The following is an 18308-nucleotide window of genomic DNA, read 5'->3' as shown; positions in this document are numbered from 1 at the left end:
TAAAGTTATTCAGCAACTAGCATATTGATTTTAAAAAAACAAATTTTAAAAAATTGCAGACCCTTAATTGCCACGGCAAACTAATAGACCTCTCTGTGCCCAAAGTGATGGGCATCATTAATGTTACTCCAGATTCGTTTTATGACGGCGGAAAAACCTTTACTGAAAAAGAAATTTTAAAGCAAGCCGAAAAAATGCTTTCGGAAGGCGCTACGTTCCTGGACATTGGCGGCTATAGCACACGGCCGGGTGCAGATGAAATTTCTGAAAGCGAAGAAACGCGAAGGGTTGTAGAAGCGATCGAAATTATTCTGAAAATTTTTTCTGAAGCATTGATTTCTGTAGACAGCTTCCGTAGTAAAGTTGCAAAAAAAGCTGTGGAAGCCGGAGCTGCAATGGTAAATGACGTTTCCGGCGGAACTTTGGATGCCGAAATGTATAAAACGGTTGCAAAACTGAAAGTTCCGTACATTTTGATGCACATGCGCGGCACCCCAAAAACAATGGCGAAACTCAATGATTACATGAATGTAACCATTGAAGTTTTAAAAAATTTATCTGAAAAAATTGCATTGGCCCGGGCCGAAGGCATTGATGATATAATCGTCGATCCAGGTTTTGGTTTTGCAAAAACACGTGAACAAAGTTTTCAGATCTTAAACAATCTAGAGCTTTTTCAGAATTTAGATATTCCCGTTTTAGTGGGCGTATCCAGAAAATCGATGATTTACACAACCTTGGAGATTTCCTCAGAAGATGCATTAAACGGAACAACAGCGCTCAACACAATTTCACTTTTAAAAGGTGCATCAATCTTAAGAGTACACGATGTAAAAGAAGCTGTGGAATGTGTGAAATTGTTTGAAAGCCTAAAAAATATCACGAAATAAAAAACGAACAATAGTATCAATAAAAACAACAGTTTCAATAGAATCAATTTTTAAAGTACTTTTACAAAAAAACGCACATACTTGGATTTTCTCGACATTCGGATTCTAGATATTGTAGACATCGTGCTAGTGGCATTCCTGCTATACTATCTCTATAATTTGGTAAAAGGCACCGTGGCCATAAATATTTTGGTAGGCATTATAATTGTTTACGCCATTTACGTTTTCACCGAACTTTTAGAAATGGAACTGCTAAGCAAGATTCTCGGTGGCTTTTTGGGGGTGGGAATGTTCGCTTTGGTGGTTGTTTTTCAGCCTGAAATACGAAAATTTCTTTTAATGTTGGGTTCTACAAATTTCAATGCACGCCGAAGATTTTTAAAGAATTTTAAATTTTCGGGAAATGATAGAATTCTTAAAATGAACGTGGACGGAATAATGGCGGCCTGCAAAAAAATGTCGAGCACAAATACAGGTGCTTTAATTGTACTTCAACGCAACAATAGTCTTGATTTTGTAAAAAATACAGGAGATGAAATGAATCTTGAAGTAAACCAGCCCATTATTGAAAGTGTCTTTTTCAAAAACAGTCCGTTGCACGACGGCGCAATGATTATTGAAGAAAACCGAATTACAGCTACCCGTGTTATTCTTCCAGTTTCAAATGACCGAAAAATTCCATTACGATTCGGACTTCGGCATCGTGCTGCCGTTGGTATTACTGAAAAAACTGACGCTGTTTGTTTAGTTGTTTCCGAAGAAAATGGGACAATTTCTTATCTAAAAGATGGCAATTTTGTGCTGTTTGAAAATACAGACGAGCTTATGAAAATTTTGAAGAAAGATTTAAGCTAAGCTTAGATTGCTTCTTCTGCCATAAACTGTACCTCGTAAAGATTTCTGTAAAAACCGTTTTCAAGTTTCAGCAATTCTTTGTGCGTTCCCTCCTCCATGATCTTTCCAGCATCCATCACTATAATTTTATCAGCTTTTTTAATAGTTGCCAAACGGTGGGCAATCACTATTGAAGTTCGGCCTTTAGTTATTTTATCTGTTGCCGTTTGTATTAATTCTTCAGAATAGGTATCTACGGAAGAAGTGGCCTCGTCCAGTATCAAAATACTTGGTTTACTTACGTAGGCGCGCAAGAATGAAATGAGCTGTCGCTGCCCGGAAGAAAGCATACTGCCACGTTCCTTTACGTTATAATGATAGCCGCCCGGAAGCGATTCAATAAATTTGTGGACGCCAATTTCCTTTGCTGCTGCAATAACTTCTTCTTCGGAAATATTGGGATTGTTGAGCGTAATATTGTTCAAAATAGAATCTGCAAAAAGGAAAACATCCTGCAAAACAACAGCTATCTGGTTGCGAAGCGAAGCTAATTTGTAATCTTTTATAGAAATTGCGTCAATTAAAATTTCGCCACGGTTTATTTCATAAAAACGATTTAGTAGATTAACGATTGTACTTTTTCCAGCACCCGTAGCGCCGACAATTGCCACAGTTTCGCCCGGATTCGCCTTAAACGAAATTCCTTTAATTACTTCTTCGTCTTCATTATAACCAAAGTATACATTCCTGAATTCAATATCGCCTTTCGTACTTGTATAATCAACCGTTCCCGTATCGGCAATGTGTGCTTTGGTATCGAGAATTCCAAACACACGGTTTGCAGCTACCATTCCCATTTGTAGGGTATTAAATTTATCTGCAATTTGCCGAAGTGGCCTAAAAAGCATTTCGGAATATTGTATAAAGGCAGTAATAATACCCAAAGTAACAAAGCCGCCGCCAATAACGTTCAGGCCACCGTACCAAACTACTAAACCAGTAGCCACAGCTCCCGCGGTTTCAGCGATTGGAAAAAAAATGGAGTTGTACCAAACGGTTTTTATCCAAGCCTTTCGATGGTCTTTATTTATTTCCTGAAAATGCTGGTATTCCGTTTTCTCACGAGTGAAAATCTGTACTATTTTCATCCCTGTGATTCGTTCCTGTACAAAGGTATTTAGATTTGCAACTTGGTTACGAACGTCTTCAAAAGCTACTTTCATTGCTTTTTGAAAAACACGCGTTGCATATAATATAAAAGGCAGAATAATAAATACTATTAAAGACAATCGCCAGCTTTGATAAAGCATAAATCCCGCGATGACAAGCATTTTTAAAAGATCACTAATAATCATAAAAAGCCCTTCGCTAAAAATACTTGAGATGGTTTCCACATCGTTCACAGCTCGGGTTGTCAATCTTCCCACGGCGCTCTTATCAAAATATTTCATTTTGAAACTCATCATTAGCCGAAAGAGCTTTTGACGCATATCACGGATTACACTTTGTCCGAGCCAGTTGGTGCAAAAAATAAAAGCGAACTGAAAAATCACCTCAAGAAAAAGAACTATCACCATCAAAATGATGTACTCCATAAAACCGTCACCATCTTTGGGAACCATAGAATTATCTATGGCCAATTGCAAAAGATAGGGCCGCAAAACAGCAAGTCCCGACATTATAATTGCCGCAAAAGCTACAAAATAAAACACGCCACGATATGGCTTCGTAAAAGCTAACAATCGCTTAAAAAGCTTAAAATCAAATGCGTTTCCTGTAGATTCTGACACTTTAAACTGTTAATTTGTAAATTCGTTAATAAGTAATAAATTTATTCCAACTATTCCCTTTATAAGAGGGCTATTATACATTTTTGGCTATACTTTTTTTTATTTGGCTTAGCTCAAAAGTCAGTTCACTCCAAGGTGCTGCATTCAGATAAAGCTTTTTGATTATAATACCATTTGTACCATTATATTTTAAAACCAAGTTATGAGAATTAAATAATGAATTAGCTTTATAAATTATTTGAACAATTTGTGATTCCGAAATTTTAATTTCTTCCTTTTGAGTTATAATTGAGTATGTCTCAAGAAAGTAAAATCCATTGTTCATTTTAATATTTGTCAATAATTTCGTGTTATATATTATTCCTATAAAAAAAATAAAGGCTAGCATTCCAATTCGAATGAAGTCATAATCTACAAAAAAGTAAATTCCGAATAACCATATTATTCCAATTGTCAATTGAACAATCTTTTGATTTCTATATCTTTTTATCAATGTTGCTTTTTTCTAAATTAATAAAACTTCCGGATAAACAACTTTCGTTAAATACAGACCATGCGCTGGAGCTGAGGCACCAGCTTCTTCCCTACTTTTACTGTTCAATATTGCTTTAAAATCTTCCAAAGTAGTCTTTCCGTGACCCACATCCAATAGCGTTCCAACGATTGCACGGACCATATTCCGAAGAAAACGATCTGCGGCGATGGTAAAAATAAGTCTATTATTTTTAGCTTCCCAACGTGCTTTTACAATTGTGCAATTGTACGTTTTTACATCAGTTTTGGAGCGCGAAAAGCATTGGAAATTTTTATGGTGCAATAACAATTCTGCGGCTTTGTTCATCAAATCCACATCGGGTTTGTTGTTTATTTGAAACGCAAAATCCTGGGAAAAAGGATCTTTCCCAAGTGAAATTAAATATTCATATTCCCTTTCAATAGCATCAAAACGTGCGTGGGCATCTCCCTTTACTTCAAAAATATTTTTTACAGAAATATCCTTTGGAAGAAAAGAATTTATTCTGAAAAGAAATTCATCTTTATTGTCCAATTCATCAAAATCAAAATGTGCAAACAGTTGTTTTGCATGAACACCTGCATCCGTTCTGCCCGCTCCCATAAGTTTTATTTCCTTCCGAAGCAATGTTGAAAGCGTCTCTTCCAAAACCTGCTGCACGCTAATCTGTTCGGGCTGGCGCTGCCATCCAAAATAGTTTTTCCCATTATAGGCTATTTCAATAAAGTATCGCAATTGGATTTTTTTCAGAATTGACAAAATTACGATTTACAAGCCAGCAATTCTGTTATAAATTTGAAAAACTTAATACCTTCGCAAAACAAAAATTCCATCCAAATTGAAAAAAATTCTCCTGCTAAGCGATACCCACAGTTATATAGATGAAAAAATTCTGCAATATGTAAAACAGGCCGATGAAGTGTGGCATGCTGGCGATATTGGCGATCTTTCTGTTACAGATGCCATAAAAAAACTCAAGCCTTTGCGAGCTGTTTATGGAAATATAGATAATACCGAAGCACGCATGGAGTTTCCACTGAACAATCGTTTTATGTGCGAAGGGGTTGACGTTTGGATAACCCACATTGGTGGCTATCCCGGAAAGTACAATCCTTCTATTAGGCAGGAAATTTATTCCAACCCTCCAAAAATTTTCATCTCTGGCCACTCGCATATTTTAAAAGTGATACCAGATAAAAAAACGGGACTGCTACATATGAATCCTGGCGCCGCTGGCAAACACGGTTTTCAGAAAGTGCGCACCATGCTCCGTTTTGAAATTGATGGGGAGAAAATCCAGAATTTGGAAGTTATTGAGTTTGGGAAATAAGTTTTAACGAAGAGCGAATAGCGAAGAGGAATTAGTGAAAATTCAGCTTAAAACTTGAACTTTGAACTTAACAAAAAACAAAAAACCCCCGAAGTTGGCATACTTCAGGGGTTCTGCACTAATATACTAAGATCGGTTTATCGTAAACGATCAACAGATTTTACGAGGTCCTCATCCCTTTTTATAGCCTTATTGGCCAGCACTAAAAATACGATAGAAATGATGGGAAAAAGCACCCCAATACCCTTCTCTGAAACAATAGTTTCTCCGGATAAAGTTAGCAACCTGTAAACGAAAACTCCCAGTAATACAAAGTTTGATATTATATTTAAACGGTTTATCACAAACTGTGTCTGCCGTTTTTTGAAATTTAAGATTGAAAGAATCGCCAGCGCGATTGAAACAAATATGAGTCCAAAAAGCAAAGGCTCATTACGGTCCATAATTACCGAACCATCTGCTCCCAATACAACTGGAAACCACATAAACAAGGCTCCCATAACAAGGGCGGAAACAATTAAATAAATGGTCTGAATGCGTTGTATCATTTTACAAAAACTCAATTAAGCAGCAAAAATACTGTTTCTTTTTAAAAAAAATAACGCTGCTTTTTAATTTATTGTTGTATTATTGCAGTAACAATTTGTAACCAACTCAATCAAGGTTACTTAGTCTTCGAAAATTTTTTCAACGTACTTACCTTCTCAAAAGGAACATAACAGTATAAACTTAAACTACAGTATTTTCTACATGTTTGAAATTTCAGATTTAAAAAGTAAAAAGCTACCTGAGCTTCAGGATATAGCCAAAGACCTCAATGTGCCGAAATATCGCACACAAAAAAAATTAGACTTGGTATATCAAATCCTCGATTACCAAGCTGCCAATCCAAAGGCGGTAAAAGCAGTCATTAAAGCGGAAGAGTCTTCTTCAGAAACAAAAAAGGAGGAAAAAACCGCTTCTTCTAGTGATAATCGCGAGAAAGATTCAAAACCGCGCCCGCAGAAGAACGACAACAGAAACAAAAAGCCGCAGCCAAATAAACCACATCACGATAAAAAAAGTGATGATGATAAAAAAACTGCTGACGACAAGCGTTCGAGCAACGATAAAAAGGATAAAAAGGAAAGCGACAAAAAGCCGCAACACAAAAAGCCTAATCCGCGGCCAGTTTCTAACGATACTGACAACAGGCAGAAAAACCAGCGCAACGACAATAACAACTCAGACAACCGCCCAAAACATCAAAACCAAAAACAAAAGGACGGCAATGTGCAGGATAATAGAAGTAACGGAAACAAAGATTCCCGAAACCGTTATCGCGAGCCAGATTATGAGTTTGATGGAATAATTGAAAGCGAAGGTGTGCTTGATCTAATGCAGGATGGCTATGGATTTTTGCGTTCCAGCGATTACAATTATCTGTCATCTCCCGATGATATTTACGTTTCGCAATCACAGATTCGTCTTTTCGGTTTAAAAACTGGAGATACTGTTTTAGGCGAAGTGCGTCCGCCAAAGGAAGGTGAAAAATATTTTCCTTTAATTAAGGTGAACAAAATAAATGGTCTAAACCCTAATGTGGTTCGCGACCGAGTTTCTTTTGAGCATTTAACGCCGCTTTTCCCACAAGAAAAATTCAACCTTGCCGATAAGCAAAGTACTATTTCAACAAGGATTATAGATCTTTTTGCACCTATCGGAAAAGGACAGCGTGGAATGATTGTTTCCCAGCCAAAAACGGGTAAAACTATGTTGTTGAAAGATATTGCAAATGCAATAGCCGCAAACCATCCGGAAGTTTACCAAATTATTCTTTTAATTGACGAACGCCCGGAGGAAGTTACCGATATGCAACGAAATGTTCGTGGTGAAGTGGTTGCTTCAACTTTTGATAAAGAAGCTACGGAACATGTGCGTGTAGCAAATCTAGTTATAGATAAAGCAAAACGATTGGTAGAATGTGGTCACGATGTAGTAATTCTTTTGGATTCCATTACGCGTTTGGCGAGAGCTTATAACACAGTTCAGCCAGCGAGCGGTAAAATATTAAGTGGTGGTGTGGATGCAAATGCGCTTCACAAACCAAAACGTTTCTTTGGTGCTGCCCGTAATATTGAAAACGGTGGTTCTTTAACTATCATTGCAACTGCTCTGACTGAAACGGGTTCTAAAATGGACGAGGTTATTTTTGAGGAATTTAAAGGAACCGGCAACATGGAACTTCAATTGGATAGAAAAATTTCCAACCGAAGAATTTTCCCAGCCATAGACCTTACTTCTTCCAGCACACGTCGCGACGATTTGCTGCTTGATGAAAACACACTCCAACGTATGTGGGTATTGCGCAAATACCTTGCAGATATGAACCCTGTGGAAGCAATGGAATTCATCAACGACCGAATTAAAAAAACCAAAAACAACGAAGAGTTTTTGATTTCGATGAACGGTTAAAATTCTTTAAACTGAAAATATCAAGCCCCGCAAAAGTTTTGCGGGGCTTTTTAATAAATTCATTTCGATTTTATTAATTGAAAACTATTCTTTCACAAACTTTCGGGTAAAAACGGTAGTGTCTGTACTTATTTTTGAAAAGTAAGTTCCTTCGGAAAGACCCGAAACGTCAATGGTCGAATCACTGTAATTGCAGTTTAATTTCTTTCCAACAATATCGTATAGTTCAATATCTTTAATAGTTAAAGAAGCAAGGAATAGGTTTAGTACCTCTTTCGCAGGGTTTGGATATACCGTAAAGTTTTCAATAGTTCGCGCAGGTACGGATAGTTCATCTTCAAGGATTAAGTTAACCAAATGGCGGGAATCGGGAAACCCTAAATCAATCATAGAAATAGGTGTTGAGGGCCCACATTGTGCACTAGATTTAAAACTTGGTTTTGTTTCGCTTTCCGTAATCCCCAGAAAGAAATTAACACCATCTACAGTAGGTTGTACGACACTCACAACAACAGTTGTACTGGGCAAAACCACCGCAGGGGTATCAAAATATGCCCTTATAAAAACCCCCACATCTCCGGTGCCCACAGTAACAGTTCCAGATGCTAAGGGTGTGGGTGGATTACTGATGTCAAAACCATCAGGAAATTCTTCATAATCATAAGCAAAAACTTCCAGTTCTGTTGAAGCATCAATAGCCTGAACGCCAAACTCAACCCCTGTTAGTGCCACAGAGGTATTTATGCCTTTGTCAATAAGTCTATATGCCCGATACCATTGGTTATCGCCACCAGCACAAGCCAAGCCACCATTGAGCAATAAAATTTGACTAATGTTTTGTGAAAGAATAATTTCATTTTCTGGAGTTTGAGCGTGTGATTTTATGCCCAAAAAGAAAATAAGTAGGAATGTTGCGTGAAGTAAAGTAATTGTTTTCATAAAAATACAATAAACAGTGAGTAAGCAAGTTAAACAAAAAAAAATCCGCAAGAAAAAAGACACAACTTATATTTTTAAGTTTTTCTATTTACTTATTAGCAACTTGCGTAATATTGTGTTCAGACAAACTCTAAGAGAATAATTAAATGAATTAACCAATGAAGTCTTTCCTCAAAATTTTTATATTTTTCATTTTCAATACCATAATCGCACAACATTCCCAAACCGTTTTTGAAACTTCAAATGGCAATCAAACCGAAACATATGAAGAAGTCATAGCCTACTATTTAACTCTGGAAAAGAAATTTCCATCAATAACAGTTTTTGAAATGGGACAGACCGATAGCGGTTTTCCGCTGCATGTGGTTATTTTTGATTCCGAAAATAAAACTAATAAGAATTCAAAAGAAGCCTTCTCAAAAAATGGCAAAAACCTATTGCTAATCAATAACGGAATCCATCCGGGAGAGCCTGACGGCATTGACGCCACTATGCTTCTTTTTCGTGATTTTGCCGAAAATAAAATTCCCGTTCCTAAGAACACTATAATTGCAGCAATCCCTATTTACAACATTGGCGGGGCTTTAAACAGAAACAGTACCAGCAGAACCAATCAAAACGGACCCGAAGAATACGGTTTTCGCGGCAACGCAAGAAATTACGATTTGAACCGGGATTTCATCAAATCTGACACTAAAAATGCGCACGCTTTCGCCGAAATATTCCATTGGTTAAACCCAGATTTATTCATTGATAATCACGTAAGCAACGGCGCCGATTATCAATATGTGCTTACGCATCTTTTTACGCAGCACAACAAATTGGGCGGCGAATTGGGAAATTATTTGCACAGCTCGCTGATGCCCCAATTGGAGGATTCTCTCCATCAAAAAAAATGGGATATCACACCCTATATAAACGTTTTTAACCAAGTTCCCGAAATTGGTTTTGAACAGTTTTTAGATTCGCCGCGTTATTCCACTGGTTACGCAGCATTGTTTAATACCTTTGGAATGATGGTGGAAACGCATATGCTGAAACCTTATAAACAAAGAGTTGAAGGTACTTATGAACTAGTGAAATCTTTTATAAATATTGCTGACACGGATGCAGAAAAAATTAAAACACTGCGGAAAAATTCATTTGAAAAATACAAAGCAGGAAGCTACTACCCTATTTCCTGGGAAGTGGATTCTTCCAAAACTTCTACTCTTTCATTTAAAGGTTATGAGGGAAAAATGATTCCGAGTAAAATTACGGGTGCAGATCGTTTGAAGTATTTTCCTGACAAACCTTTTACCAAAAATGTAACTTATTATAATTATTTTAAAGTGGCGGATTCAGTTAAAATTCCTTCGGCATACATTGTTCCCAAAGGATATTGGAACATTATCGAACTTCTGAAATTGAACGGTATCTCTTTTTCGGAAATTAAAAATGATTCGATTATTTCCGCTGAAGTTTATAAAATTAAAAGTTTTGAAACTGTGAAAAATCCTTTTGAAGGACATTATCTGCATTACAAAACCGAAGTATCAAAAACTGCACAAATTGTTTCCATTAAAGCAGGTGATATTTTGGTAAATACCCAACAGCCGGGCGTACGCTATTTGTTGGAAACACTAGAACCATCCGCCCCCGATTCGTTTTTTAACTGGAATTTTTTTGACGCAATACTTCCACAAAAAGAAGGTTTTTCGCCCTACGTTTGGGAAGATATGGCTGAAAAATTTTTAAATGAAAATCCTGAAATCAAAAAAGAATTCGAAGCTAAAAAAGACACTGAACCAGAGTTTGCACAAAACTGGTACGCCCAATTAGATTGGATCCACAAACAATCGCCCAATTACGAAAAATCGCACTTACGTTATCCTATCGTTCGGGTGGGTGGTTAGATATTCCTTCGGAAAGAGCAGTTTTATATTTTCGTAAGAATCCAACAACGCTTTTTGGGATTTTTCAAAATTCTTCCACTTTACCTTTTTAATTCCCTCTTGGGGTTCAGGAACCAGCGGACCATCGTAATCGCTAAACATTTCGTACCAATACGTTATTTTGAGTCGGAATTTATCGTTGCGGGTAAAAACGTGGTAGGTGGTCATTATAAAATCTCGAATTTCCAGATCTTTCACACCAGTTTCCTCAATAACTTCTCTCACAGCTGCTTCGCGATGGGTTTCTCCTTTTTCAATTTTACCTTTGGGAAGATCCCATTTCTTGTTTCTTCGGATAAAAAGAATTTCTTTTTTACTGTTATAGACCATTCCTCCGGCGGCTTCCACAACTTTTATTTTTTTCCGAAGAAAGCGTTCCAACTTTTCTGCATTTTTGTGATAAAGGTTCACGTAGAGCAGTTCACCATTGTTTATTTTTTTTATCAACTTCTTAAAACGAGCTTGTTTTAAAGGGATGGTAGTATAATGCTCCCCAATATTTTTCTCAGTGGAAAGAATAATAGGAATTTCTTTTACAAAAACTTTATACATTTGCACGATGATATTAAACAAAGAAACGGCACAAAAAACCGCTGCGTTGCTATTGCAAATTAATGCAATAAAATTACAACCACAAAACCCTTTTACATGGGCATCGGGATGGAAATCTCCTATCTATTGCGATAATCGCATCACACTTTCCTATCCAATGATACGAAATTACATTCGTGAAAACCTCGCCAAACAAATTGAGGAACTTTACGGAAAGCCCGAAATGATTGCCGGTGTAGCTACTGGAGCAATTGGGATGGGCGCTTTGGTAGCCGATTATTTGAACGTTCCTTTTTGTTACGTTCGTCCCGAAGCAAAAGGCCACGGACGCCAAAATAAAATTGAGGGCCATTTGGAACCAAACACCAGCGTAATAGTTGTGGAAGACCTAATAAGCACCGGAAAGAGTAGCTTGCTGGCTGTTGAAGCTTTAAAGGAAGCAGATGCAAATGTGAAAGGAATGTTGGCAATTTTCAGCTACGGCTTTAAAACTGCGGAAGAAAATTTTAGGAATGCCCACGTTACTTTGAACACTTTGAGCAATTATGAAATGTTGCTGGAAGAAGCCGAAAAATCAAGATATATAAATTCTGAAGAAGCTGCGTTACTTTCTGAATGGCGGGAGAATCCTGAAACTTGGGGGTGATTTCAGTTATCAGTTATCAGTTATCAGTTATCAGTTATCAGTTATCAGTTATCAGAAAATATATTGAGGGATTGATATCAAAGAGAAAATTAGATTTTTTTTCTCTAAACGCATAAGCATTTAAACACATAAACTTCCAAAATGAGATTAAACAGCAAAAAAGTAACCGTTCAAAAATCTGCAGCAGAACTATGTGATTTTTTGACCGATGTAAAGAATTTTGAAACATTAATGCCAGAGAACATCAGCAAATTTGAGGTCATAAGAAATAATGCCTTTGTTTTTGCATTAAAGGGAATGCCGGAAATTGCATTGGAAGTTAAAGAAGTTGAAAAACCAAACAAGGTTGTTTTGGGAGCAATCAGTGATAAAATTCCATTTTCATTAACTGGAAATATTGAAGAAGTTTCTGAAAATACTTCAACCGTAGAATTACTTTTTGAAGGTGAATTCAACACTATGATGGCGATGATGGTAAAAGGACCAATTTCAAAATTTATTGAAACGCTTGCCACAAACTTAGAGCGGCTTTAATTGAAAGTCTAATAAATTAATCTTACATCTTTCAACTGAAATTTTTTAACTGAGGTATTTTCAGTTTCAACGTACAGTTCGCCAATTTCTGAAACGCCTTTAATTATTCCATTAAAGCGTAAGCCTTCGGGACTTTCAAAAACTGAGATTACTCCTTTTTGGAATAGGTTGCTTTCGTAACGTTGCATCATTTCTGAAAAGTCCTTTTCTGAAAGATTTCGCAAGTTCTTAAAGATCGAATTCGTGGTTTTTTCGAATATTTCGTCCAAATCAAAAGTCTTCCCCGTTTCAAGTTTTAAAGAGCTTGCTTGTGGTAAATTCGGAAAATCGGTTTCATTCACATTTAACCCGACACCAATTACGGAATATTTCACACAACTTCGCTCCAGTACATTTTCAATTAAGATACCGCCAACTTTCTTTTTTGCTGACAATATGTCGTTTGGCCACTTTATTGAAATATTCGGGACATGTTGGTTATGCAAGGCATCCAAAATAGCCAATGAAACTGCCATTGAAACCATAAACTGCCGTTCTGCCAATAGGCCTTTAAACTCTTTTAAGATACTGAAAGTAAGGCTTTGACCTTCTCGTGAAAGCCAACCATTACCCATTTGTCCACGACCAGAAAGTTGTTTTTGAGTTGTCACTACGGTTTCATCCGGCAACTGCGTTTCCTTTGCCAACTGCTTCAGGTAGGTATTAGTGGAATCGATGGCACTAAGTTTGATTATGTTCAAAACGATAATTAAGTTTAGTATTACGCCTTTAAGGCGCTTCAAGAAACAAAAAAGTAATAACTTTGCGCAAAAGAAAAGAAAAATAATTAATGCAGAAAAAACAAGCAGGAACAGATCAACTTATTACTCAAATAATACGAGGGATTGAAGATGTAAAAGGCCAAGACATAGAGATTCTTGACCTACGAGATATAGAAAATACCGTTTGTGACTATTTTATAATCTGCAATGGTACCTCCAACACCCAAGTTAACGCTATTGTTAATTCCGTTCAAAAATCCGTAAGTAAAGCTTTAAAAGAAAAACCGTGGCACGTTGAAGGCAGCGATAACTCGGAATGGGTTCTTATGGATTATGTGCACGTAGTAGTACATGTTTTTCAAAAGCATATTCGTGAATTTTATGATATTGAAGGACTTTGGGGAGATGCAAAATCGGTTAAAATAGAAACAACACACTAAAAGATAATTGCCTTATGGCTGAAGAAAATAAAAATAAAAATAAAAAGAACGATTCAAAAAAGCCAAAGGCTTCGTATTACTGGGTCTATGCAGCAATAATCCTGCTCTTTTTTGGTATCCAAATTTTTGGCGGCGGCAGTTGGTCACAGCCCGAAAAAACAAATCAAGCTAAATTTGAAGAATTTTTGAGAAGTGGCGATGTTGAAAAAGTAGACGTCATCAATAAAAAAATCGCCAAAGTCTATCTTAGCGATGCTGCAAAAGAAAAAGAAGTTCATGCTAAAAAAGAAAATACTCCTTCATTTTTAGCGCCTGGACCGAATGATCCAGATTACCAGTTTGAATTCGGTGATCTTCAAATTTTTCAAAAAGATTTCCAAGATATTAAGGCAGAGAACAATTTAACTACCTCACTAAATTTTGAAACAGACAGTAACGTTTGGGGTGATGTTTTGATGGGTATTTTACCATTCGTAATCATTATTGCTATTTGGATCTTCATTATGCGAAGAATGTCTTCAGGAGCCGGCGGCGGTGCTGGAGGGCAATTGTTTAACATCGGAAAATCTAAAGCAAAACTTTTTGACGAAAAGACCGATGTAAAAACCTCCTTCAAAGATGTTGCAGGCCTTGAAGGTGCTAAGGAAGAAGTACAGGAAATTGTAGATTTCCTGAAACAACCTGAAAAATACACCTCTTTGGGAGGTAAAATTCCTAAGGGAGCACTGCTCGTGGGACCTCCTGGAACCGGTAAAACTTTATTGGCAAAAGCTGTAGCTGGTGAGGCTAAAGTACCATTCTTCTCACTTTCAGGTTCAGATTTTGTGGAAATGTTTGTGGGGGTGGGTGCATCTCGTGTTCGTGATCTTTTCAAACAAGCGAAAGACAAATCTCCAGCTATTATTTTTATTGATGAAATTGATGCCATTGGCCGAGCCCGTGGGAAGAATAACTTCTCCGGAAGCAACGATGAGCGCGAAAACACCTTGAACCAGCTACTTACCGAAATGGACGGTTTTGGAACAAATACAAACGTAATTGTACTTGCCGCAACAAACAGAGCAGACGTTTTGGACAAGGCCTTGATGCGTGCCGGGCGTTTTGACAGACAGATATATGTGGATCTTCCAGACGTTCGCGAACGCAAAGAAATTTTTGAAGTACACTTGCGCCCAATCAAGAAGGACGACAATTTAGATACCGATTTTCTTTCAAAACAAACCCCTGGCTTCTCAGGAGCAGATATTGCAAATGTTTGTAACGAAGCAGCTTTGATTGCAGCGAGAAACGGTAAAAAATCCGTTGGTAAACAAGATTTCCTTGATGCCGTGGATAGGATTGTTGGCGGTCTTGAAAAGAAAAATAAAATAATGACAGTGGATGAAAAACGCGCCATTGCCTTTCACGAAGCTGGTCACGCCACAGTTAGCTGGATGCTTGAACACGCAGCACCATTAGTAAAAGTGACTATTGTACCCCGTGGACAATCCCTAGGAGCTGCATGGTACCTGCCAGAAGAGAGGTTGATTGTTCATCCAGAGCAAATGCTAGACGAAATGTGTGCAGCCCTTGGCGGTCGCGCTGCAGAAAAAGTAATGTTTAACCGTATATCTACCGGAGCTTTGAGCGATCTTGAAAAAGTAACAAAACAGGCTCGTGCAATGGTGACCATTTATGGTCTAAACGATAAAATAGGCAATCTCACTTATTACGATAGCAGTGGGCAGTCTGAATATAATTTCTCAAAACCTTACAGCGAGAAAACTGCGGAATTGATTGATAAGGAAATCTCAATCCTTATTGAAAGTCAGTACCAACGTGCTGTGAAACTTTTAGAAGACAATAAAGATAAATTGACGGAATTGGCTAACGTTCTTCTTGAAAAAGAAGTAATATTTAAGGACAATCTTCAAAAAATATTTGGAGACAGACCATTTGTAAAATCAGAAGAAGCACCAAGACCGGCAACGACCTAAATGTTGCCAATTTTGGTTTCGTCTTGAAACTTTGATTATAGGTAACACAACTTCAACATAGATTTTATATATTTGAAGTTTAACATATATAGGAACTCCTCAATTCATTATTAATGAGTCTATTCAAAAGACTTTTAAACCCAAATTACAAGTCGGAAGAGAAGGCTAAGAGAGCCGACAAAGCCGACCATAGCAGCTATTACCCAGAGCAAAAACTTCCCATTGATGAAAAATTTACCTATAATTTCAAAAATAATGGCGGGAAATTCATCTACTGTGAAAATTGGGAAGAGGTTACAGAGGCTTTTGACAATGTAATGCTTGAAAATGATTGGTACGAGCAGGACGTATTTTGTGTGAACGAAATGCTTTCTAAAAAATTTGAAGGCTTTAACCTCAACTTCGTAAAGAATACAGATTCAAAATTCTTCCTCTCCACTTGTGAATCATTGGTTTCTAATAATGGTTCCATTTTGCTTTCCTCAAACCAAATAAAAGAGAAGAAGTTGAATGAACTTCCTTCAAATTTTATCATTTTCGCCACCACCAGCCAGATTGTTGACACAATTAGCGAAGGACTGCGAATTATAAAAAATCAGAGTTCAAGTTACATTCCCAGTAACATTACTACCATTCAAGACTTTGAAACCGAAAAAGAAAAGGATTTTATGAGTTATGGAAGTAGCACAAAAAACCTATATTTGTTGCTACTGGAAGACTTATAATATGAAGGAAATTCTCGTACGGACCCTCTCGGGCGTATTATACATTTCGATCATCATTTTTGCAATGTTCACCTCGCGCGAATGGTTTATGGGGCTTTTCTTTGCACTCGGAATAGTCACTCTCAGTGAATATTTAAAACTGGTGCACCTTACCAGTTATCTTGCCTACATTCTGCTTGCGGCGGCTTTTTACTTTTTGAGCTATAAAGTTTTTGCCGACAACGCCGTTTATCTTTTTTTGATTTTGACCGTTTTCGTAGATCTCTATTTGCTGAAAGATGTACTCTGGACCAGCAAAATCCCCATGTTTGAAAAGAAAAAATACATTACTGTCATATTTTATATCATAAGCGGTTTCGTATTTCTTACCCTAATTCCTATTATGAATATAGACGGCAAGTTTATGCCCGAAATAATTGTTGCGGTTTTTATTCTGGTTTGGAGTAATGATACTTTCGCATATCTTATTGGTAAAAACTTTGGAAAACATAAGCTGTTGGAGCGTATTTCACCAAAAAAAACTATCGAAGGTTTTGTAGGCGGAATGCTGGGTGCTCTTTTGGCAGGATTCATTATCTTTAAGGTGCTGGAAAATTACAGCCCCTTGGATGCTGAGAAATACCCGTTGTGGGTTTGGATAGTGATGGCAATAATTGTGTCTATATTTGGAACAATTGGCGATTTGATCCAATCAAAGTTTAAAAGACAGGCTGGCGTTAAGGACAGCGGCATTATTATGCCGGGACACGGCGGATTGTATGATAGGCTAGACAGTATTATTTACACCAGCCCATTTGTTTATGCATTTTTATTAATTGTTGACAATGTTTCATAAAGAAGGATTTAAAATTATTTTTATAGCGCTGATAATCGTTATCGGTCTTAGCCTTTTGGCGAATTTGTTTGTGGAAAACCCAACCATTCGTGGCGGCGTTATTATATCGCTAATAATCCTTCTGCTATTGGTTTTACAATTTTTCAGGAATCCCAAACGAAACTTTTTAGTGCATCCAAACCAGATACTTTCGTCTGTTGACGGAAAGGTTGTTGTTATTGAAGAAGTTTTTGAAAAGGAATATTTCAATGATAAAAGGCTACAGATTTCTGTGTTTATGAGCCCAATTAATGTACACGTAACACGCTATCCGGTAGGCGGAAAAGTGGTGTACAGTAAATACCACCCAGGGAAATATTTAGTTGCTTGGCACCCAAAGTCATCCGAAGAAAATGAACGTACTACGGTGGTTATAAATAATGATGCTTTCGGTGACGTAATGTTCAGACAGATTGCTGGGGCAATGGCAAAGCGCATTGTGAACTATGCCGAAGTAAACCAAGAAGTGGACCAAGCTTCAGACAGTGGTTTCATAAAATTTGGCTCTCGTGTAGATATTTACCTTCCTCTGGATGCTAAAATAAAAGTGGTTCTTAACCAAAAAGTAAAAGGAGGTGTCTCAATAATTGCTGAAAAAGAATGACTTCACAGGAGCTAGATATAGCTTTTAAAAACGCTGTAAACAGTATAAACGATCATACTGAACCTTTCCCGGCAGATGTGTTATTGCGCCTATACGCATATTACAAACGAGCTACAAACGACGCAGATACGATAAGAGGAGGAAACCCACACATATCGGCTTTTAAAACTAACGCCCTTTTCCAAACGCGCGGACTTACAACTGACGAGGCCAAACAATTATATATTGAGGCCGTAAATCAATACTTTTTATATCGTAAATAATTATTCCTGCTGCGCCTTGTTGAATTTTATTTCATACTCCTCTATTGCTTCCCTAATTTTATCAACATTTTCTGAAGCCTTCTCGTGCGCGGCTTCCATCGCTTTTTCAAGATCTTTGTCTGGGTGCTGAAATAGGTCTGTAATTACATGATTAATTTTGTCAATTATACTTTTTTGACTATTCTTAATGTCTTCCAGTTTATGAAGCATCGCTTCCATTTCATTGTACTTTGATTGGTCCATGATTT

At 37.2% G+C, this 18308-nt stretch carries 21 protein-coding genes; 13 read left to right on the top strand and 8 right to left on the bottom strand.

The annotated features are described in order from the left end of the window. Positions 1–53: 53 nt before the first annotated feature. Positions 54–890 carry a dihydropteroate synthase gene (gene folP / locus ESV24_RS10950; RefSeq protein ID WP_111816508.1) on the top strand — a complete coding sequence of 279 codons (837 nt, stop codon included), beginning with the start codon at positions 54–56 and terminating at the stop codon, positions 888–890. 81 nt (positions 891–971) lie between these two features. After that, positions 972–1745 carry a diadenylate cyclase gene (locus ESV24_RS10945; protein WP_111816509.1) on the top strand — a complete coding sequence of 258 codons (774 nt, stop codon included), beginning with the start codon at positions 972–974 and terminating at the stop codon, positions 1743–1745. 2 nt (positions 1746–1747) lie between these two features. On the opposite strand, the gene ESV24_RS10940 is transcribed toward ESV24_RS10945, so the two are convergent. From ESV24_RS10940 to truA, 3 genes are all read right to left on the bottom strand, one after another. Beyond that, positions 1748–3514: an ABC transporter ATP-binding protein gene (locus ESV24_RS10940; RefSeq protein ID WP_111816510.1), complete on the bottom strand. Its 1767-nt coding sequence runs from the start codon at positions 3512–3514 to the stop codon at positions 1748–1750. Positions 3515–3587: 73 nt separating this feature from the next. Beyond that, positions 3588–4007: a hypothetical protein gene (locus ESV24_RS10935; RefSeq protein ID WP_146743174.1), complete on the bottom strand. Its 420-nt coding sequence runs from the start codon at positions 4005–4007 to the stop codon at positions 3588–3590. Between the two features lie 12 nt (positions 4008–4019). Continuing rightward, complete coding sequence (gene truA / locus ESV24_RS10930; protein WP_170227887.1) at positions 4020–4763, bottom strand: tRNA pseudouridine(38-40) synthase TruA; 744 nt, start codon at positions 4761–4763, stop codon at positions 4020–4022. Positions 4764–4866: 103 nt separating this feature from the next. On the opposite strand from truA, the gene ESV24_RS10925 reads away from it, so the two are divergent. Continuing rightward, on the top strand, positions 4867–5358 hold the full coding sequence (locus tag ESV24_RS10925; RefSeq protein WP_111816513.1) for a metallophosphoesterase family protein: 492 nt from the start codon (positions 4867–4869) through the stop codon (positions 5356–5358). A gap of 137 nt (positions 5359–5495) precedes the next feature. Here the strand turns inward: ESV24_RS10925 and ESV24_RS10920 are convergent, their stop codons facing one another. Beyond that, entirely contained in the window at positions 5496–5906 is a 411-nt protein-coding gene (locus ESV24_RS10920) for a DUF4293 domain-containing protein (protein ID WP_111816514.1), read from the bottom strand. Positions 5907–6108: 202 nt separating this feature from the next. Here ESV24_RS10920 and rho point away from each other — a divergent pair, with 202 nt between their 5' ends. Then, positions 6109–7812 (top strand): transcription termination factor Rho, encoded by a 1704-nt coding sequence (gene rho / locus ESV24_RS10915; RefSeq protein WP_111816515.1) that lies wholly within the window; start codon positions 6109–6111, stop codon positions 7810–7812. An 84-nt stretch (positions 7813–7896) separates the two neighbouring features. On the opposite strand, the gene ESV24_RS10910 is transcribed toward rho, so the two are convergent. After that, a complete protein-coding gene (locus ESV24_RS10910) occupies positions 7897–8751 on the bottom strand; it encodes a T9SS type A sorting domain-containing protein (RefSeq protein WP_111816516.1) in 855 nt (284 codons plus the stop codon). Positions 8752–8909: 158 nt separating this feature from the next. Here ESV24_RS10910 and ESV24_RS10905 point away from each other — a divergent pair, with 158 nt between their 5' ends. Then, positions 8910–10646, top strand: a complete 1737-nt coding sequence (locus tag ESV24_RS10905; protein WP_111816517.1) for a M14 family metallopeptidase — start codon at positions 8910–8912, stop codon at positions 10644–10646. On the opposite strand, the gene ESV24_RS10900 is transcribed toward ESV24_RS10905, so the two are convergent. Then, entirely contained in the window at positions 10614–11237 is a 624-nt protein-coding gene (locus tag ESV24_RS10900) for an NUDIX hydrolase (RefSeq protein ID WP_111816518.1), read from the bottom strand. The genes ESV24_RS10905 and ESV24_RS10900 overlap by 33 nt on opposite strands. 7 nt (positions 11238–11244) lie before the next feature. Here ESV24_RS10900 and pyrE point away from each other — a divergent pair, with 7 nt between their 5' ends. Continuing rightward, positions 11245–11883, top strand: coding sequence for an orotate phosphoribosyltransferase (gene pyrE / locus ESV24_RS10895; protein WP_111816519.1), 639 nt, complete (start codon positions 11245–11247; stop codon positions 11881–11883). A gap of 141 nt (positions 11884–12024) precedes the next feature. Continuing rightward, positions 12025–12417 carry an SRPBCC family protein gene (locus ESV24_RS10890; protein ID WP_111816520.1) on the top strand — a complete coding sequence of 131 codons (393 nt, stop codon included), beginning with the start codon at positions 12025–12027 and terminating at the stop codon, positions 12415–12417. 8 nt (positions 12418–12425) lie between these two features. On the opposite strand, the gene ESV24_RS10885 is transcribed toward ESV24_RS10890, so the two are convergent. Beyond that, positions 12426–13157 carry a biotin--[acetyl-CoA-carboxylase] ligase gene (locus tag ESV24_RS10885; protein ID WP_160110625.1) on the bottom strand — a complete coding sequence of 244 codons (732 nt, stop codon included), beginning with the start codon at positions 13155–13157 and terminating at the stop codon, positions 12426–12428. A gap of 89 nt (positions 13158–13246) precedes the next feature. Between ESV24_RS10885 and rsfS the strand changes: the two genes are divergently transcribed. The 6 genes from rsfS (at position 13247) to ESV24_RS10855 (ending at position 18060) form a co-directional block, all read left to right on the top strand. Then, positions 13247–13618, top strand: coding sequence for a ribosome silencing factor (gene rsfS / locus ESV24_RS10880; protein ID WP_111816522.1), 372 nt, complete (start codon positions 13247–13249; stop codon positions 13616–13618). 14 nt (positions 13619–13632) lie between these two features. Next, the gene (gene ftsH, locus ESV24_RS10875) at positions 13633–15594 is read left to right on the top strand and encodes an ATP-dependent zinc metalloprotease FtsH (protein ID WP_111816523.1); all 1962 of its coding nucleotides are present in this window, start codon (positions 13633–13635) and stop codon (positions 15592–15594) included. Positions 15595–15707: 113 nt separating this feature from the next. Continuing rightward, the gene (locus ESV24_RS10870) at positions 15708–16319 is read left to right on the top strand and encodes an LUD domain-containing protein (RefSeq protein WP_111816524.1); all 612 of its coding nucleotides are present in this window, start codon (positions 15708–15710) and stop codon (positions 16317–16319) included. A gap of 1 nt (position 16320) precedes the next feature. Beyond that, the gene (locus ESV24_RS10865) at positions 16321–17154 is read left to right on the top strand and encodes a phosphatidate cytidylyltransferase (protein ID WP_235004043.1); all 834 of its coding nucleotides are present in this window, start codon (positions 16321–16323) and stop codon (positions 17152–17154) included. Then, positions 17144–17797, top strand: coding sequence for a phosphatidylserine decarboxylase family protein (locus ESV24_RS10860; RefSeq protein WP_111816526.1), 654 nt, complete (start codon positions 17144–17146; stop codon positions 17795–17797). The genes ESV24_RS10865 and ESV24_RS10860 overlap by 11 nt, the downstream gene beginning before the upstream one ends. Then, positions 17794–18060, top strand: coding sequence for an acyl-CoA-binding protein (locus ESV24_RS10855; protein ID WP_111816527.1), 267 nt, complete (start codon positions 17794–17796; stop codon positions 18058–18060). Before ESV24_RS10860 ends, ESV24_RS10855 begins: the two co-directional genes overlap by 4 nt. On the opposite strand, the gene ESV24_RS10850 is transcribed toward ESV24_RS10855, so the two are convergent. Then, positions 18061–18303, bottom strand: coding sequence for a hypothetical protein (locus ESV24_RS10850; RefSeq protein WP_111816528.1), 243 nt, complete (start codon positions 18301–18303; stop codon positions 18061–18063). Between the last annotated feature and the right edge of the window lie 5 nt (positions 18304–18308).

The sequence above is a fragment of the Aequorivita lipolytica genome (assembly GCF_007997135.1).
Classification (GTDB): domain Bacteria; phylum Bacteroidota; class Bacteroidia; order Flavobacteriales; family Flavobacteriaceae; genus Aequorivita; species Aequorivita lipolytica.
Note: the sequence above shows the minus strand (reverse complement) of the source record. Positions and strands in the feature narration are given on the sequence as shown.

Excerpts from the sequence above, each read along its gene's own strand:
- ESV24_RS10865 (WP_235004043.1), top strand. The coding sequence starts at position 16,321 with ATGAAGGAAATTCTCGTACGGACCCTCTCGGGCGTATTATACATTTCG.
- ESV24_RS10905 (WP_111816517.1), top strand. The coding sequence starts at position 8,910 with ATGAAGTCTTTCCTCAAAATTTTTATATTTTTCATTTTCAATACCATA.
- ESV24_RS10920 (WP_111816514.1), bottom strand. The coding sequence starts at position 5,906 with ATGATACAACGCATTCAGACCATTTATTTAATTGTTTCCGCCCTTGTT.
- rho (WP_111816515.1), top strand. The coding sequence starts at position 6,109 with ATGTTTGAAATTTCAGATTTAAAAAGTAAAAAGCTACCTGAGCTTCAG.
- ESV24_RS10850 (WP_111816528.1), bottom strand. The coding sequence starts at position 18,303 with ATGGACCAATCAAAGTACAATGAAATGGAAGCGATGCTTCATAAACTG.
- ESV24_RS10870 (WP_111816524.1), top strand. The coding sequence starts at position 15,708 with ATGAGTCTATTCAAAAGACTTTTAAACCCAAATTACAAGTCGGAAGAG.
- rsfS (WP_111816522.1), top strand. The coding sequence starts at position 13,247 with ATGCAGAAAAAACAAGCAGGAACAGATCAACTTATTACTCAAATAATA.
- ESV24_RS10910 (WP_111816516.1), bottom strand. The coding sequence starts at position 8,751 with ATGAAAACAATTACTTTACTTCACGCAACATTCCTACTTATTTTCTTT.
- pyrE (WP_111816519.1), top strand. The coding sequence starts at position 11,245 with ATGATATTAAACAAAGAAACGGCACAAAAAACCGCTGCGTTGCTATTG.
- ESV24_RS10900 (WP_111816518.1), bottom strand. The coding sequence starts at position 11,237 with ATGTATAAAGTTTTTGTAAAAGAAATTCCTATTATTCTTTCCACTGAG.
- ESV24_RS10860 (WP_111816526.1), top strand. The coding sequence starts at position 17,144 with ATGTTTCATAAAGAAGGATTTAAAATTATTTTTATAGCGCTGATAATC.
- ESV24_RS10890 (WP_111816520.1), top strand. The coding sequence starts at position 12,025 with ATGAGATTAAACAGCAAAAAAGTAACCGTTCAAAAATCTGCAGCAGAA.
- ESV24_RS10855 (WP_111816527.1), top strand. The coding sequence starts at position 17,794 with ATGACTTCACAGGAGCTAGATATAGCTTTTAAAAACGCTGTAAACAGT.
- ftsH (WP_111816523.1), top strand. The coding sequence starts at position 13,633 with ATGGCTGAAGAAAATAAAAATAAAAATAAAAAGAACGATTCAAAAAAG.